Origin of the sequence: Nostoc sp. KVJ3 (genome assembly GCF_026127265.1) — a bacterium.
Classification (GTDB): Bacteria; Cyanobacteriota; Cyanobacteriia; order Cyanobacteriales; family Nostocaceae; genus Nostoc.
Map to the genome: position 1 here is coordinate 1,377,084 of NZ_WWFG01000002.1, position 13,929 is coordinate 1,391,012.

Here is a 13,929-nt window from a genome sequence, read left to right on the forward strand (position 1 = left end):
TTTATTGTCCCCCAGTTAAATGGGCTACATCTGCCTGCCCTTAGGTAATTATGGCAAAATCTAAGAAAAGCTCTACCCCTATCAATCTTAGCGATCCACAATATTATCTTAACCGAGAGTTAAGCTGGCTAGAATTTAATGGCAGGGTGTTACATGAAGCCTGTGACGATCGCACGCCCCTTCTCGAACGCCTCAAGTTTTTGGGAATTTTCAACTCTAATTTGGATGAGTTTTTTATGGTGCGGGTTGCTGGTTTAAAGCAACAAGTCGAGGCGAAAGTCAGCCTGTTAACTCCCGATGGTCGGACACCACAACAACAGCTAGATGATATTAGGTCTACCTTGACTCCTTATGTCAAGAAAGAGCATCAACATTTTGAGGAAATACTTCGTCCCTTACTAGCGAGTCGGGGCATTCATATTCTGGATTATATAGATTTGAATCAAAAACAGCGGACTTATCTCAATAGCTATTTTCAGGAACAAGTCTTTCCAGTTTTGACTCCTCTAGCTGTCGATCCTAGTCATCCCTTTCCTTTTATTTCCAATCTCAGTCTGAATCTGGCTGTTGTGGTCAAGAATCCAGAGGAAGAAGAATTATTTGCCAGAGTCAAAGTTCCCAGTGTTCTACCACGATTTTTACCGATCCCGCCGGAACTCGGAGATTACAATAGCGAAAAACCTGCTCACTGGACAGGAGTACCTTTAGAACAGGTAATCGCTCATAACTTGGAATCCCTATTTCCAGGGATGAACATTCAAGAATATCATCCATTTCGCATTACCCGCGATGCTGATTTGATTCTAGAAGAAGATGAAGCAGATGATTTGCTGTTAGCGATCGAACAGGAATTAAGAAAACGGCGGCTGGGTGGAAGTCCAGTCCGGCTAGAAATTCAATCCCAGACTCCTGAAGCAGTGCGATCGCGATTATTGCAAGATTTGGAATTAACAGAAAACGATCTCTACGAAGTAGACGGACTTTTAGGACTGCGGGATTTAATGTATTTTATGGCATTACCACTGCCAGAACTCAAAGATCCACCACGCCAATCTGTTGTACCATTACGCCTACAAAGGTTGAAGGAACCGAATTTAGATCCAGATGTTGTGGAGACAGACGAGGGGAAAGACTTTTTTGCGGTGATTCGGGAAAAGGATCTACTGGTACACCATCCCTATCAATCCTTTTCGGAAACAGTTGTCCGCTTTATTACCCATGCTGCTTACGATCCGAATGTGTTAGCCATCAAGATGACCCTATATCGGACTTCTGGTGACTCGCCCATTGTGAATGCCTTGATTGCGGCTGCCGAAAATGATAAACAGGTATCTGTACTGGTGGAATTAAAGGCGCGATTTGATGAGGAGAATAATATTTACTGGGCAAAACGACTAGAAAGAGTTGGAGTGCATGTTGTCTATGGTTTAGTGGGGCTGAAAACCCACAGTAAAACCGTTATGGTGGTACGGCGCGAAAAAGACCAAATACGTCGCTACGTACATATTGGTACTGGTAACTATAACCCCAAAACGGCAAGGCTGTACACAGATTTGGGATTATTTAGTTGTCGGGAAGAATTAGGTGCTGACATCACAGATTTATTTAATTTCTTGACAGGATACTCCCTGCAAAAGTCTTATCGACAGTTGCTGGTTGCGCCTGTGAATATGCGCGATCGCTTTTTGGCACTAATTCACCGCGAAATCGAAAATGTTCAAAATGGATTTACTGGACGCATTGTTGCTAAAATGAATTCCCTGGTCGATCCAGAAATTATCGCTACTTTATATGAAGCTTCCCGCGCCGGAGTGCAAATCGATCTAATTGTCAGGGGCGTTTGCTGTTTGCGCCCAGGACTCAAAGATATTAGTGAAAACATTCGCATCATTAGCATTGTTGGTCGCTTTTTAGAACACTCTCGCATTTATTATTTTCATAACAATACACAGGAGGAAATCTATATCGGCAGCGCCGACTGGATGCGTCGCAACCTAGATCGCCGAGTCGAAGTAATTACCCCAGTAAAAGACCCAGATATTGCAAAAGATTTGCAAGAAATTATGGGAATTATGATTGCAGATAACCGCCAAGCTTGGGAATTACAAGCCGATGGCACTTACATCCAACGCCGTCCTTATGATGATTCTCCAGAAGCTAATTCACAAACAATTCTGATGAATATGGCATTACGCTCAACTGGTGTAGTCTAAAATCATATTGATTAAAAAGTCCTGCTGGAGTCAGAATACAGGAGTCAGAATACTCAACCCATGAAGGGATGGAGTTTAAATGAGGAAAAAGTTTCAGCCAAGTTTGCCCACGTTAGCGTAGCGGCACGAAGTGCGGGGCGAGGTTTTCACCAATATTCATCAACCACTCGTACAGAATTCATGGCTTTTTTCTGACTCCTGACTTCTGAATTCTTCTTATAAAAAACTCCTGACTAGAAGTCAGAAAAGTGTTAATCAACCATAGGATAGAGTCAGTGCTGGCCCTTGTTCCCATAAACTAAAAAGGTTATTCTGAATAATTTCGTCTTTCCTCTCAATGTTAATGTTATCCTGTGAGCTTTCTACCTTGCGTGTTCTAGTAGTTGATGACCACGAACTGACTCGTTTAACCTTACAATTGGTTTTTTCTTGCCAAGAAAATATTCAAGTAGTGGGTTTAGCCAGTAACGGTGAAGAAGCTATAGAAATGGTTAAACGTTGCCATCCTGACGTGATTGTTCTAGATTTACAGATGCCAGTCATGGATGGCTGGAGTGCGTCTAGTCACATTAAAGCTATATCTCCCAATACTCAGATCCTTGCTTACTCCTCAGTAGAAGATGTAAATTCTCAGGGGACAAAGGCAATGGCTAGCTTTGATGACGTTTGCAAGAAAGATGTCCCTACAAGCGAACTAATTGCCTTAGTCAGGCAGTTAGGTCAGCGTGCAGGAGATGGTTCAATTCCAGGATAAACTGTACAGTTATGTTGCTTCGCCTACTCAGGCTTAGTTTCATTCTGGGGATTTAAAGCCATGATAGTACTGACGAGCGTCGGTATAACCTGAAATTGAGGGTTATACCGACGCAGTTTTTGATAATTTCTACTCTACCGGAATGGTGCGCCTAAATTCATCAACTAATTCATCCAACTCTTCCAAAGCCTGATTTACGTCAACTCTCAAAGTTCCCAGATTTGGTTGCTCTAGTAGGCTTAAGAGATACTCGCGTTTACTTTGGACTGCGACAATCCTTTCTTTTATAGTCTGTATATCCATTACTTTTTCCCATCTTTAACTACCTTTAAGTTTTAAGTTAACTTAAAATGCAACATTCTGGGAAATTATACGCCTTTAGTAGTCCACGACACTCAGATTTGTGAGTTAGAAACTCTCCGTCTTCCTGTTTCTACTTAGCCTCTGATTTAAGGAAGGCAAAGCCTCTTGACTACCCGTGTATCAGTCTTTACAAATAGTACTGGGAAGTTTGAAAGCCCCTAAAGAACAGGTACACTTATAGCCGATGATAATAAAACTGAGGTATTCAGATTTTATAATAATTTAAGCTCATGCTCCGCCAAATCTCCTTGGGAACACTCGGTTTAACTATCGGTGGTATATTAACTATAATTGGCTTCGTTGCCTATGCTGATAATAATGCCACACTCAATCTTGTCGGATTTTTTTATGGGATTCCTCTATTGTTGGGAGGACTGGCACTAAAAGCTAATGAACTTAAGCCAGTACCATTTAGCCAAACTACATCACCGTCGGCATTGATATTACGAGAACAGCAAGCAACTGATACTCAAAATAAAATTCGCAAAGACATCACCCGATATTGTTACGGTCAAGATGCTCATCTAGATACAACACTTTCTTTTCTAGGTTTGAGTCCTACAGATCAGGAACGGCCAATAGTTACAGGATTGCGAGAAATAGAAGTTAATGGTAACTATGCCCTAATTTTAGAATTTGATTCACCGCTAATACCAATTGATGTGTGGCAAAAAAAGCAAGAAAAAATGACTAATTATTTTGGCCCAGGACTGGAGATTCAAATAACGCAGCCATCTGAAAACACAATTGAGTTAGGGCTGATCAATACTCCAAAAGAGTCACTAGTCAGCAGTCAATAACAAAAATTATTGTTGCCCGACCTCGATGCCTTTATCCACGATTTAGATCCCTGACTTATTTAAGAAGTTGGGGATCGGGGAACTGAACAGCATATTTTGCCATAGCATTCCACCCTGCTAACTATTGGATAATTTATTTTTTGGGATTCTCTTAACTACTGACCAAAAAAGTTACTTTTCTAAACGAACTGCATACCATTGTAAATATTGCCCAGGAGCAATATCTAATTCGCAAGTAGTGTCGATTAAATATTGTGCTTGAGCTTCCAAAGTATCAAACTTTTGCAAATCAGGTGGCAAATCTTTAATTATCAGTTGCTTGAGAGTGTTTTTGAGCTTTTCTAATAATTCTGTTGGTGTCAGAAATTGTTCTGGTTGATTTGTTTCTAGAACAACAAAGTGATCTTGCTGATACATTAATGAGTCTGGCATTTTAAAGTTTTAGCGAAGGGGAATAGGTTTTGATTTATGTTGTGCTAATTTTTGGAATTTTGTCTAAGATAAAGATGGCAGTTTGATGTGTTCTTTATGAAGTAATTATAAGATTAAGTTGTTCAATAATTCTTAATTTAGCATATCTATCTTTAGAGAATCTTCGCTACTCTGTAGCTACTATATTAATATCTCTAAGAATAGGAACCTGATAGATTTAAATTCAACTAAATATACGGAATGAATTGAATATAGCGGTTCTCATTTATGTGAGGTACACCCATAGGGGCAATTCATGAATTGCCCCTACACCTTACGAGATGATGTTGTACCACATTTGAATGGGAACCGCCATAAAAATTTTTACTGAATTTATTAACTCTGGGTGACTTAAAAATTAAGCTGACTGCGAAGCCTAATCTCAATCTTATGTAATTATACTAAGCATACTAAGCTTGCACAAGCCTTGGCGAATAGACTGAAGAAATTTCAGTTAAGTTAAGTGATATTAGTATTTAGTCTGGACTATCTTCTTAGTTCACTTTGGGAATTATTTTGTGCTATCTCATGAGGCTTGTGAACTAACTACAGAATTACACGATCGAGGGGTGCATTTGCAATTCTTAAAAAAATCGCAATTTGACTTTAACAATGGGGAAATATAAAAGTAACATTTTTTCCCATAACCAGAGTTGAACAAAAAGGTAACAATTGCCTTCGCGTTCCAATTATAGATTGTCTATGCAACTTAGTTATCTACCGCTTGCTTGGCTCAACAACATTGATCGGTCTATTGTCAAACAAAAGTTGATTGTGAAGCCACATACACCTTTGCCGCAAATCCTGGCATTGATGAAAAGAGCGATCGCTCCCATGCGATTGAGTTGCACAGCCTTTTTCAGGATAGTCCCGCAAGTAGAAGGCAACTCATGTCAGGCATAAGCCCATTTACTGCTTCTAAGCAACCACCACTGATCCTAGTGGCTGATGATGACAAGACCATTCGAGTATTGTTGCGTAAAGCTATGGAACAAGAAGGTTATCGAGTGGTTGAGGTTAATGATGGTAAGCAATGTTTAGATGCTTACGAGACGATCAAGCCAGATATAGTTTTACTCGATGCTGTAATGCCTGTGATGGACGGCTTTACCTGCTGTAAGCACTTGCTTCAGATTGCTAGGAATAATTTAATCTCAGCCCTTGCAAGCTTTGATACTAACTCGACTCTTAACAATACGGTCATCTCTAAGATATGGGAACGCACTCCCATATTGATGATCACATGCTTGGATGATGAAGAATCCGTAAACCGTGCTTTTGACGCAGGGGCAACTGATTATGTAACTAAGCCAATTCACTGGCCTGTATTGCGCCAGAGGTTGCGCCGATTGCTACAGCAAGGGCAAGTATACAAACAGTTAGAGGCCGCAAACCAGGCTCTACAGCAGCTTGCCAATGTAGATGGCTTAACTGAGTTGGCTAATCGTCGCCGTTTTGATGATTATCTCAATACTCAGTGGATTAATCTCGCACAAGAGGGATCTTCTTTATCAATGATTTTGTGTGATATCGACTATTTTAAATTTTATAACGATAAATATGGCCATCCGGCTGGGGATATCTGTTTGCAAAAGGTAGGTGCTGTCTTAAACATGAAGGTGCAAAAACATCAGGATTTAGTAGCGCGTTATGGTGGCGAAGAATTTGCTGTGATTATGCCACATACCCATGCATCTGGTGCAGTTCATGTAGCCGCAATGATCCAAGCGGGAATCAGAGATTTGCAAATTGTTCACGATGGATCTGTTGTAAGTCAGTATGTCACCCTTAGTATGGGCGTGGCGACTGTTATCCCTACTTGGGAATCCTCACCTTCAGATTTGATTGTACGAGCAGATAAAGCACTGTATCAAGCAAAGGCTGGAGGGCGCGATCGCTTTGTCTCAAGTTTTTAATTATCATTTGTCATTAGTCAATGCCCAATCCCTAAGCAGGATAAACTGGCAGCGTGAAGTGGAACCATGCTCCGTTATTGGGGGCGGAGTCTACCCAAATTTGACCATAATGTGCTAAAACAATCCGCTGACATAAACAAAGACCAATGCCATAACCTTCTTTACCTTCATCCCGTTGGAGGCGAAAGTGGTTTTCAAAAATGCGATCGCGGTTTTCTACAGGAATCCCCGGCCCAGTATCGCCAATACTAAACTGAACTTTTTGAGTAGTGCGGTGCAATCCGGCAATGCTAATCTTGCCGCCTTCTGGTGTGTATTTGATGGCATTATCTAACAGATTCACTAGCACCTGACGGATACGTTCTGGGTCAGCATATACGTGTGGCAAGTCATTAGGAATATCCGTTTCTACCTCTTGGGCTTTGGCGGTGTAGCGATCGCACAATTCTTCTAGTACATTTAAGCACATTTTCCCTAGTTGTACTTTTTGGGGTAAAATTGGAAACTCCGTATCTTTGCCCCGACCTACCTGTAAAAGGTCAGCAATCATCCGGTCAATGATCTTAGTTTGATTGCGGGCTTGTTTTAATAAATGGGCTGCCATCGATGGCTTGAGGCGCTCGAATTGACCTGTTTCTAAATTGTAGTTAGATTGAAGAGTTTCCATTGCGATCGCGGCAGCAGTTAGGGGATTGCGAAGATCGTGCGCTAGCATAGCAATCACCCGATCTTTAAACTGTAGCTGCTCTTGGAGATTATCTTTTTCCTGCTTCAATCGAAAAATTTCGTCTGAGAGTCGGATTAATTCAGAGGAAACAGCAACTGAATGGATAGTGGATTTGGGGGATGTCGCCCGACCATTGTCGTCCATACTTTCTTGCAAGTCTTCCTGTAATTTTAAGTAAGCATCTACAGCGACTTGCCAGCGAGGCCACCAGTTTTTCAATTGCGTTATGATATTACTCCCAGCCAAAACCTGTTGTGGTTCTGGATGGATTTTGACTAAAGCTGGCGTTGCGACCAACTTAAAGTGTTCTGCTAAGTAAGGTTGTTGTCCAACATCGATAGTTTGAAGTTCAAAACTATACTCAGCCTGTAATTCTTTTAAGTAAGCACGGATTCGCTGCACCTGTTGTCGGGACTTGGGTCGCCCATCGACAAATAATAATAACTGGAGTGGAGCCTCAGAATAAATAGGCTGATCCTGGGAAACTTGCATGTAATCGTGTTTCAGCACTGGTAACAACCCGGTGACGCTTTACAGAAAGTAAAATGGACTGACGGCTGTGGATGGTCGTTGTTTTCTCTTCAATTTAATATCTATTTTAGATTTTGAATACTCTTATCAGTTCTGCGTTTTTGACATTAGACATATCTTTTCAGCTTTTTGCGCTCTTTTGGGTAACTTTGTCTCCAAGAAACACCTTTGTCCTTGAATATAAGTCTTAATTTGACCTTAAACAAAATTTTTCGCCAGAGCCAGCAGGTGAAAGGTTTAATACTATGTCAAATCGGCTAGTGGTTCAGTATGTAAATTTGAATACTCAAATTTAATAAGCGATCACTGAGCCAAACACAGGCGCTAATTGTATCTAATCTATCAAGAAGTTGTTAACTGTTTAGACCAAGCTTGTAGAGGGTTTTTCAACTGCCAGTGCATCCGATGAAGTGTCTTTTTTGCCTCTACCTAATCCTGCTAACGATTGGGAAAACAACCACAGCCAACTGTGTACTACCTCTAGAGATTGCGAAGCGCACACTAACCAGCTTTCCTAAAATAACCGCTACCCTATCCCAGAATAACAGGGGATGGATTGCTAGAGAGAAAGCTTGAGATCGGTAGTCAGACAGAATTAATTACACAACGTCATTGCGAACGCTTTATTTCATTACGTATCGTGCTGGTTGTCCAACAGAGTATGCAATGACTGTAAATATTTTTGTCCATCTACTCAAGATAGGAGCGATGCCTACGGCGGTAAACTATGCACTTTTAGAGTCAGCACTCACTACTCTCGAAGTTGTCAAGAAACTCTTGACTTACAGAAAAAGTAGGATTTTCCCCGGAAAATATATTTTATAGACACTAGGGAAACTGCCATAACACTTGACTGCTTTGCATATAACCCCAGTCGCCAAAAATAACGAACTTACGCCAAGTTCCTGGAATTGCTTAACACTGGCATTTTCCACCTATTGCCTTATTTAGCTTACCATCGTCAGATGAATAATTTCCATAACCGATTCTAAGCCAGCGTTAGCGAACTTAATTTATTGCCCTCCTTGAGTGAGGCTAAGGGGGGCTTTAGTCTTAGTGTATTACTTCAGTCGGTTGGCGATCGCCTGACTATACAGCTTGGTTTTCGCTTACGGCATTGGTGGCCAAGACCCAATAATTTTATCAGAAAATTTTGGCGCTGTCTTGCAAAGTTGCTCCTCTACAGCGCTCCGCGCATCCTTCGGCGGGGGAGACCCCAAGACCGCACTTTGCGCTTCGTCATACATCCAGTATTGTTTTTTTGCTTCCCGCTTAAAAACAATACTGGATGCAATCCTCACCCCCCCGCTCACGATCCCCACCTTATGAGTACATTGTTCGCTGTCTTCGTCTCGCAGAGAAGGTGGGGACTTCCGCGACAAGTTAAAAAACTCTTGGATAGCAAGTATTTCAGATTTATTTCTATTTTTTTTCAAAAATGTTAGTTTGCCACACCTTTAGGGAACTCTATATATAAGCATGGGAATTATCAAAACCTAATGGCTGTAAAACGAAGACAATACGGTAGCTTTTGCTACCGTTTACTCATTTTTAGAGATATATCATCTTTACCAACAGAGACATTTACCAAGAAGACATACTGAGTCGGTAGTGTCTTTTGATAATGCGCTAAGAAGCAGAGTGCCCAATGCCCAATGCCCATTTAATGAACAGTCTGCGCTAGGGTAGGAATTGAAACTCAATTTGTGATTTCCTGTGCTTCCCTGTAAACGTCCAGCTGTATTTCTAATTTGGGCTGCTATACTGACCTCGTTAACAGCCTGTGCTAACAGTCCAGTAGCCAAAAACCTTGAGCAATCTTTGGCGGCAGATCCAAAACTGCAAAGCAATCCAGCTGTCTTTGGAGAATCTCAGGTTAACCAACCACAAGCACAGCCAAACGCATCAACAATTCAGTTACCAGCTGATTTTCCCAAAGATATCCCACTATATTCCAATGCCCAACTACAGCAAGTTACACCTGCTAGTGGCTCAGAAAACAGAGTCTCAACTCGTTGGTTAACTTCTGACCCCAGCAATTTTATCGCTAGCTTTTATCGTAGCCAGTTTCAAACAAATAACTGGCAAATTTTGCAACAGCCAACAGATGATGCGGGAGGTGTTTTTGAGGCACGTCGTAACGATTTGTTGTTGAAGGTTTCCATTCAACCTAAATCAGTTACTAACGCCACACCAAATCAACCCCAAACTGCTACGGAATTACTGATTGAGTACGTACCTAATAGTGTCGCTACGGCGCAATCTACCCTAACTACAAATTCTAACGCCGTTCCTCAACCAGGAAATCCCCAGTTCATTGGCCCGATACCACCTGCAAATTTGGCAGCACAGCCACCAACTACGCCTAATAATCAAACAACTCCTACAGCTATACCTGAATCTCAGGAATTCAACGATCTCAATAAAGTACCGCAAGAATGGCGGCAACACATCCAAGATTTAGCTGCATTGGGTGTTTTGTCCATAGAGCCAAAAGAAACTAAGAGTAATTCCACTACCACAAATAACCAGTTTGAACCAAGTAAAATCATTACACATCGGGAATACGCTCGTTGGCTAATTGCTGCGAATAATGCTATGTATGCCAGCAATCCAGCTAAACAAATTCGCTTGGCATCAGAAAGTACTCAACCAGCTTTTAGTGATGTGTCGGCAAAAGACCCTGATTTTTCAGCAATTCAGGGATTAGTCGAAGCTGGGTTAATTCCCAGTCCTTTATCTGGAGATTCTACAGCTGTTTTGTTTCGTCCTGATGCACCCCTAACACGGGAACAGTTGCTGCTGTGGAAATTACCCCTAGATACTCGCCAAGCTTTACCCTCTGCTAACTTAGATGCGGTTAAACAAACCTGGGGTTTCCAAGACGCAGCCCGAATTGACCCCAAGGCTTTAAGAGCAGTGTTAGCTGATTACCAAAATAGCGAACAATCGAATATTCGGCGGGTGTTTGGCTATACGACTCTGTTTCAACCCAAAAAACCAGTGACTCGTGCTGAGGCTGCGATGACTTTGTGGTATTTCGGCAGTCCGGGTGAGGGTGTGTCGGCTACTGAGGCTTTGAAATTGAAGCGAAATTAAAGCGATGTCTACGAAGGGTTACGCCATTCTGTTACGGTTAGCTTATCCCATATCAGAAAAGTGGATAATACTCACACTTGAACATGAAAAGTTTGTGATTTCTTTGTAATCCACTGATTTTTTATCAAGAAAATGTAAATCTAAGTGTTTTCGGCGTTTTTACCTGTGTTTGATGAATTTTTGAGGCATAGTTAAGTGAAACAACGTAAATCAACTCAATAGACACGCTTAGTTTTGAAGTAACTCAAAACTTAAGTTGTCAGACTATCGCCCCTTTATTACTTTTAAACAAACTAAAAAATCTCACGGGTAAAACAAATATGAAAAAACAAGCTGTAGCAGTCGGATTTGTTTTATTTTCTTTCATGTTGCCGACCAAAGCCTCGGCTGCGAGTTTTGATCAGTTTTATGTCTTTGGTGATAGTCTTTCCGATACAGGTAATGTATACGATGCTACTGGAGGGACATTTCCTCAAAGCCCACCTTATTTTAATGGACGTTTTTCCGATGGGCCGATTTGGGTAGATTATCTCGGAGATCAGCTAGGATTAAAACCCACTTTATTGACTACTATTCCTTCCACACCTCCTACTCAAGGGATAAACTTCGCTTTCGGTGGTGCTAGTTCTGGTTTAGATAACGCTGTTGTTCCCAATAAAGGTTTACCGGGAGTACTCAAACAAGTCCTTGGTTTTGCTGCAACTCTGCAAGCAAATAATCAAACTGCTGACCCAAATGCACTTTATACATTATGGGGAGGTGCTAATGACTTCCTTTTTCTTAACCCCCAAGACTCTACCACGCCAATCAGTAATATATCTCTGGCGTTGAATACTCTGGTAGGAGTCGGCGCGAAAAATATTTTGGTGTTTAACTTGCCAGATTTAGGAAAGCTACCGGCTGCTCAAATCGGTCGCGATCCTGCAACCCTTAGTGAATCTACTAATGAGTTTAACTTGGGTTTAGCAACAACTGTGAATGCTTTGAGCCAAAACCCTAATCTCAACATTATCCCGATTGATACTTATTCTTTATTTAATCAGGCAAGTTCATTAGGTTTGACGAATGTAACCGAGTCTTGTCTATCTAGACCAGATATTTGTGACCCAGGTAATAACAAGTTTCTCATCTGGGATGGTTTCCACCCAACGACAGCTGCTCAGAAGATAATAGCAGACACTGCATTGGCTGCGATTGATGCTAAGTCTATTCCTGAATCTTCGATAAACTTGGGGATTTTAGCGCTCGGTGCTTTTGGTGCGGTAGGAGTGCTGAAGCGTCAACAAAAAAGATCGGTACTTATGACAGCAGGTCGGGTTGCTGATGCACAATTGTCTCATACAACAGTTGAAAATTAAACTAACTGTCTTGATGTGGGATTACGATCGCTTATTTCAAATTATTGAAGAATTAGTTATGCATCATTCTCCGAGTGGTGCAGAAGCTGAGATTAACCAGTTGTTGATGCAACGATTTGCGGCGCTGGGTGTACAAGTGTGGTGCGATCGCGCCGATAATATTATTGCCAAAATTCCAGGGAAAAATCCAGATAGTGCGATCGCCATCACCGCACACAAAGATGAAATTGGCGCAATTGTCAAGAGTCTTGGTGATGAAGGTCGTGTCAAAGTCAGCAAACTCGGCGGTTCTTTCCCGTGGGTTTATGGCGAAGGAGTTGTAGATTTACTGGGAGATAACGAAACCATTAGCGGTATTCTCAGCTTCGGTTCCCGCCACGTTTCCCACGAATCGCCCCAAAAAGTGCAGCAGGAAGATACTACTGTGAAGTGGGAAAATGCCTGGATTGAAACGAAGCTGACATCTGCTGAATTAGAAGCAGTTGGGATTCGACCTGGAACTAGAATGGTAATCGGCAAGCATCGCAAGCGTCCAATTCGGTTAAAGGATCATATTGCCGGTTACACCTTGGATAACAAAGCCTCTGTTGCTATTTTGCTAGCTTTGGCTGAAAATCTTAAACAGCCAGTAGCCGATGTTTATTTAGTAGCTTCAGCCAAAGAAGAAGTCGGGGCAATTGGGGCGCTATTTTTCACTCAAAACCAGCGTTTAGATGCCTTGATTGCTTTAGAAATTTGTCCATTATCTGACGAATATCCTGTTAAAGATGGGGAAAGTCCTGTACTCTTATCTCAAGATGCTTATGGGATATATGATGAAGGGCTAAATGGACAACTGCGCCATAGTGCCAAACAGTTGAATATGCCAGTACAGTTAACAACTCTGAGTGGATTTGGTAGTGATGCTTCAATTGCGATGAAATTTGGTCATGTTGGGCGTGCTGCGTGTTTGGCGTTTCCTACACAAAATACACATGGCTTTGAAATTGCTCATTTGGGAGCGATCGCTAATTGTATCGATTTGTTAAAAACTTTCTGCGAAACTGAGTTTGAGTGATATATCAGGGCTTTGATTTGAAGGAGCGATCGCATATTAACCCAAAATAGCGCGGATTTTTCTGGTTGTTGAAAATGCGCGTAGGCGTAGCCCGTCGTAGACATCGCACAGCAAGATTATTCCTACTATTGATGTCGTGCGATCGCGATGCTTACGGCTGTAAACTACGCCATATCTCTAGATTAGGCATTAGATGTATAATTGCTGAATGCTTCGTATATTTATTTACTGGTTAAAACTATTAAATGATTACCGTTACACCAGAGGAAATTAGTCAGTTTCGCAGCCAGTTGGCGAATAGTCCAGAAGCATTAGCAGCTTTGGATGCCATAGAAGAGTGTAAGGGAAGTCTGGAAGCAGCAGCACAGTTAATTGCCGTTGAGACAACTGATGCAGAAGTTAGCTTTAGAGGAGATTCAAATTATTTAGAGAATTTAGCCCAAAAACTCAGCAAAATCATCTGTCAGGAAGAATTTGACGACTTGATGACGGGAGTATTGACAGCTGCGATCGCCACCCTCGCGGCGAGTGGTAATATTCCCATAGCCCTAGCAACTCCAGTGGTAATTTATGTTGCCAAAATCGGCGTAAAGCAGTTTTGTAAAACTGCCAAATCTGAATCTTAAGTAGTAGTGCAAAA

Annotated in this window: 13 protein-coding genes; 10 read left to right on the top strand and 3 right to left on the bottom strand. The window is 41.6% G+C overall.

Annotated features, from left to right (window positions below; all coding sequences use genetic code 11):
* Positions 1-50: 50 nt before the first annotated feature.
* Together ppk1 and GTQ43_RS21950 are read left to right on the top strand one after the other, a co-directional pair.
* Positions 51-2,213, top strand: a complete 2,163-nt coding sequence (ppk1, locus tag GTQ43_RS21945; RefSeq protein WP_265274859.1) for a polyphosphate kinase 1 — start codon at positions 51-53, stop codon at positions 2,211-2,213.
* 337 nt (positions 2,214-2,550) lie between these two features.
* Positions 2,551-2,967 carry a response regulator transcription factor gene (locus GTQ43_RS21950; RefSeq protein WP_265274860.1) on the top strand — a complete coding sequence of 139 codons (417 nt, stop codon included), beginning with the start codon at positions 2,551-2,553 and terminating at the stop codon, positions 2,965-2,967.
* A 129-nt stretch (positions 2,968-3,096) separates the two neighbouring features.
* Here the strand turns inward: GTQ43_RS21950 and GTQ43_RS21955 are convergent, their stop codons facing one another.
* Complete coding sequence (locus tag GTQ43_RS21955; RefSeq protein WP_265274861.1) at positions 3,097-3,270, bottom strand: hypothetical protein; 174 nt, start codon at positions 3,268-3,270, stop codon at positions 3,097-3,099.
* Between the two features lie 290 nt (positions 3,271-3,560).
* On the opposite strand from GTQ43_RS21955, the gene GTQ43_RS21960 reads away from it, so the two are divergent.
* Positions 3,561-4,130, top strand: coding sequence for a DUF2854 domain-containing protein (locus tag GTQ43_RS21960; RefSeq protein ID WP_265274862.1), 570 nt, complete (start codon positions 3,561-3,563; stop codon positions 4,128-4,130).
* 171 nt (positions 4,131-4,301) lie between these two features.
* On the opposite strand, the gene GTQ43_RS21965 is transcribed toward GTQ43_RS21960, so the two are convergent.
* The gene (locus tag GTQ43_RS21965; protein WP_265274863.1) at positions 4,302-4,562 is read right to left on the bottom strand and encodes a chlororespiratory reduction protein 7; all 261 of its coding nucleotides are present in this window, start codon (positions 4,560-4,562) and stop codon (positions 4,302-4,304) included.
* A 741-nt stretch (positions 4,563-5,303) separates the two neighbouring features.
* On the opposite strand from GTQ43_RS21965, the gene GTQ43_RS21970 reads away from it, so the two are divergent.
* Positions 5,304-5,504 carry a hypothetical protein gene (locus tag GTQ43_RS21970; RefSeq protein ID WP_265274864.1) on the top strand — a complete coding sequence of 67 codons (201 nt, stop codon included), beginning with the start codon at positions 5,304-5,306 and terminating at the stop codon, positions 5,502-5,504.
* Positions 5,492-6,517, top strand: coding sequence for a response regulator (locus tag GTQ43_RS21975; RefSeq protein WP_265274865.1), 1,026 nt, complete (start codon positions 5,492-5,494; stop codon positions 6,515-6,517). The genes GTQ43_RS21970 and GTQ43_RS21975 overlap by 13 nt, the downstream gene beginning before the upstream one ends.
* 31 nt (positions 6,518-6,548) lie before the next feature.
* Here the strand turns inward: GTQ43_RS21975 and GTQ43_RS21980 are convergent, their stop codons facing one another.
* Positions 6,549-7,754 carry a histidine kinase gene (locus tag GTQ43_RS21980; RefSeq protein ID WP_265274866.1) on the bottom strand — a complete coding sequence of 402 codons (1,206 nt, stop codon included), beginning with the start codon at positions 7,752-7,754 and terminating at the stop codon, positions 6,549-6,551.
* Between the two features lie 687 nt (positions 7,755-8,441).
* On the opposite strand from GTQ43_RS21980, the gene GTQ43_RS21985 reads away from it, so the two are divergent.
* The 5 genes from GTQ43_RS21985 (at position 8,442) to GTQ43_RS22005 (ending at position 13,915) form a co-directional block, all read left to right on the top strand.
* On the top strand, positions 8,442-8,600 hold the full coding sequence (locus GTQ43_RS21985) for a hypothetical protein (protein WP_265274867.1): 159 nt from the start codon (positions 8,442-8,444) through the stop codon (positions 8,598-8,600).
* 891 nt (positions 8,601-9,491) lie between these two features.
* Positions 9,492-10,874: an S-layer homology domain-containing protein gene (locus tag GTQ43_RS21990; protein WP_265274868.1), complete on the top strand. Its 1,383-nt coding sequence runs from the start codon at positions 9,492-9,494 to the stop codon at positions 10,872-10,874.
* A gap of 320 nt (positions 10,875-11,194) precedes the next feature.
* The gene (locus GTQ43_RS21995; RefSeq protein ID WP_265274869.1) at positions 11,195-12,232 is read left to right on the top strand and encodes an SGNH/GDSL hydrolase family protein; all 1,038 of its coding nucleotides are present in this window, start codon (positions 11,195-11,197) and stop codon (positions 12,230-12,232) included.
* Positions 12,233-12,245: 13 nt separating this feature from the next.
* A complete protein-coding gene (locus GTQ43_RS22000; RefSeq protein ID WP_265276514.1) occupies positions 12,246-13,289 on the top strand; it encodes a M42 family metallopeptidase in 1,044 nt (347 codons plus the stop codon).
* A 245-nt stretch (positions 13,290-13,534) separates the two neighbouring features.
* A complete protein-coding gene (locus GTQ43_RS22005) occupies positions 13,535-13,915 on the top strand; it encodes a hypothetical protein (RefSeq protein WP_265274870.1) in 381 nt (126 codons plus the stop codon).
* Positions 13,916-13,929: the final 14 nt, after the last annotated feature.